Here is a 1,917-nt window from a genome sequence, read left to right as displayed (position 1 = left end):
CAGCGGCAGGGTACGGCGGATTACGCGGCCGGCCTTGTCATACGCCCAGGTCGTGGTGCGGTTGAGCGCGTCGGTCTGGCTGATCTTGTTGCCCTGCTCGTCGTAACCATAGCGCGTGACCAGCACGCCGCTGCTGGCGATGGTCGCGGCGGGATATTCGCCGCGGCCCAGGGCGTCGGCGATGCCGACCGGGTTTTCGCCCGTCTGCGGATTGGGCAGCACGACGCCGATCAGGCGGCTCTCGGCATCGTAGACGTAACGGGTCGTGCGCGCCGGAATTCCCGACAGGGGCACCGCGATATCGGTCTGTGCCACTTACATCCGGCTGCGCGGGCATTGGCTGCAGCGCGCCGGGTTTCCGCCCAATGGACGCATCCGCGTGCGCATACTTGATGGCTGCCTGGTCATGACCTGCGAGCCGCCGCCAGCCAAGACTCGGCGGCGATGACAGACACACAAAAAGCCCCGCAACTGCGGGGCTTTTTGCTGGCAGGCTGCATATACCAACACGAAACAACCGCTAGCCAATCAGAGATCGCCTCCGCGTGATCTCGGAGATTTCCGAGATGTGGTTGTCCCGATCCTCGTCCTGACGCCATTTACACCAATTCAAGTACACTGGACTTTGCTCTCGCAGACTGGACATCTAGCAACCTTCGACGTGGTAAGGATCGGCGTCTTGCAGGTGTCGCACTCTCCGCTATTGTTCGCGCCCAGATGCTTCACATCATCAAGGCCCGGTTGATCGGGGTCAACCGCAGCAGCGAGGATATATGTCTCCGCTGGTTCGCCCGACATGTGCGATGTTATACCAATGACATACACATCATTCCAAAATTCGCCATCCTCATGTTTTCGGTATTCGTTGCGTGCCCGCATGGCTTCATAAAAAAATCGTGCAAGGTCTTCGTCAGCAAGAGATCGAAAATATTCCGCTACTTTTGATCGAAATTCGAAATCCATTTGCTTCACCTTCAGAAACACAGAATCTTGTCGCCCGGAAGCAGCACCATCAGTTCCGTAGCCGAGTAGCCATCTCGCGCAGCTCGCGCGATGCCAGCTCGCGCCGCGTCCTCCGTAAGCCCTGCTACTCTTCCATCGATCACTACTCGACTTGATTGGCGCTTTACTGACCATTTGATGTTACCTGCGACGGCATTGTTCGTCCCAGCCCGAAGCGTCTTGATCTCCCACTTTATTCCGTCTATCAGCGCGTCAGCGCCTTTAACTCCATCGCCCCGCAGAAAGATCTTCGCGCCGTTCTTCTCCGCTATTAGAGCAGCAGCAGCAATTTCTTTTTCACTCGGCGGATGCTTGGCGCTATAGCGAACAACGCCTGCACCATATTTCACTTCCTTCAAACCTCGGGTCAACCATCTCGCGCCTGTTCCAAACGGAATCATAGACGCAAGCATTGACCAACCTTCGAATGAAGGCAGATCGCTTCCTGGATTTGCCAGCTTGTTTCCTAGGTCAAACCCGCTACTAACATTGAACTCGCTTAGATGCCCAATGATGTTGTTGACCGTACTGGCCTCAACAAGACTGAAGTAGCCGGACGGATCCACCAGCATCGAAGGATTGTTGTTTGCATAGGCATACTTATGGAGCGTTACCGGATCGCCGCTAAATCCGGCGAACGTATCGTGCTGGGTAAACCTCCCGTTGCCGGGGTCCACATACCTCGCCCGCAGGTAATAGAGCCCCAAATTCGGATCGAACTGCTCTCCCGTGTACTGATAATCCGTCGCCGGATTCTGCCCCGCCGCCAGCTCACTGGTCCACTCGTCGCGCTCCCCGAAGGCGTGATACGCATACCGGTCAACCGGGCTGCCAGCCGCATCGGTCAGCAACCGCGTACTGCCCAGCCCGTCATAGTGGAAGGTGCTGGCTACCGCCACCGGATTCGGCGTACCG

At 57.2% G+C, this 1,917-nt stretch carries 4 protein-coding genes; 1 reads left to right on the top strand and 3 read right to left on the bottom strand.

Annotated features, from left to right (window positions below; all coding sequences use genetic code 11):
• The coding region (locus NM961_RS23840; protein WP_255916924.1) for an RHS repeat domain-containing protein at window positions 1-315 on the bottom strand (315 nt) is incomplete at its 3' end.
• On the opposite strand from NM961_RS23840, the gene NM961_RS24340 reads away from it, so the two are divergent.
• On the top strand, window positions 266-448 hold the full coding sequence (locus tag NM961_RS24340; protein WP_369334909.1) for a SymE family type I addiction module toxin: 183 nt from the start codon (window positions 266-268) through the stop codon (window positions 446-448). The two genes, NM961_RS23840 and NM961_RS24340, sit on opposite strands and share 50 nt — an antisense overlap.
• Window positions 449-609: 161 nt before the next feature.
• Here NM961_RS24340 and NM961_RS23835 read toward each other — a convergent pair whose 3' ends face one another.
• Both NM961_RS23835 and NM961_RS23830 read right to left on the bottom strand, forming a co-directional pair.
• On the bottom strand, window positions 610-963 hold the full coding sequence (locus NM961_RS23835; protein ID WP_255916923.1) for a hypothetical protein: 354 nt from the start codon (window positions 961-963) through the stop codon (window positions 610-612).
• Between the two features lie 11 nt (window positions 964-974).
• A partial coding sequence (locus tag NM961_RS23830; protein ID WP_305119338.1) for an RHS repeat-associated core domain-containing protein occupies window positions 975-1,917 on the bottom strand: 943 nt, incomplete at its 5' end.

The organism is Tahibacter harae, assembly GCF_024437735.1.
Taxonomy (GTDB): domain Bacteria; phylum Pseudomonadota; class Gammaproteobacteria; order Xanthomonadales; family Rhodanobacteraceae; genus Tahibacter; species Tahibacter harae.
Note: the sequence above shows the minus strand (reverse complement) of the source record. Positions and strands in the feature narration are given on the sequence as shown.

Coding starts and splice junctions, on each gene's coding strand:
- NM961_RS23835 (WP_255916923.1), bottom strand. CDS start 963: ATGGATTTCGAATTTCGATCAAAAGTAGCGGAATATTTTCGATCTCTT.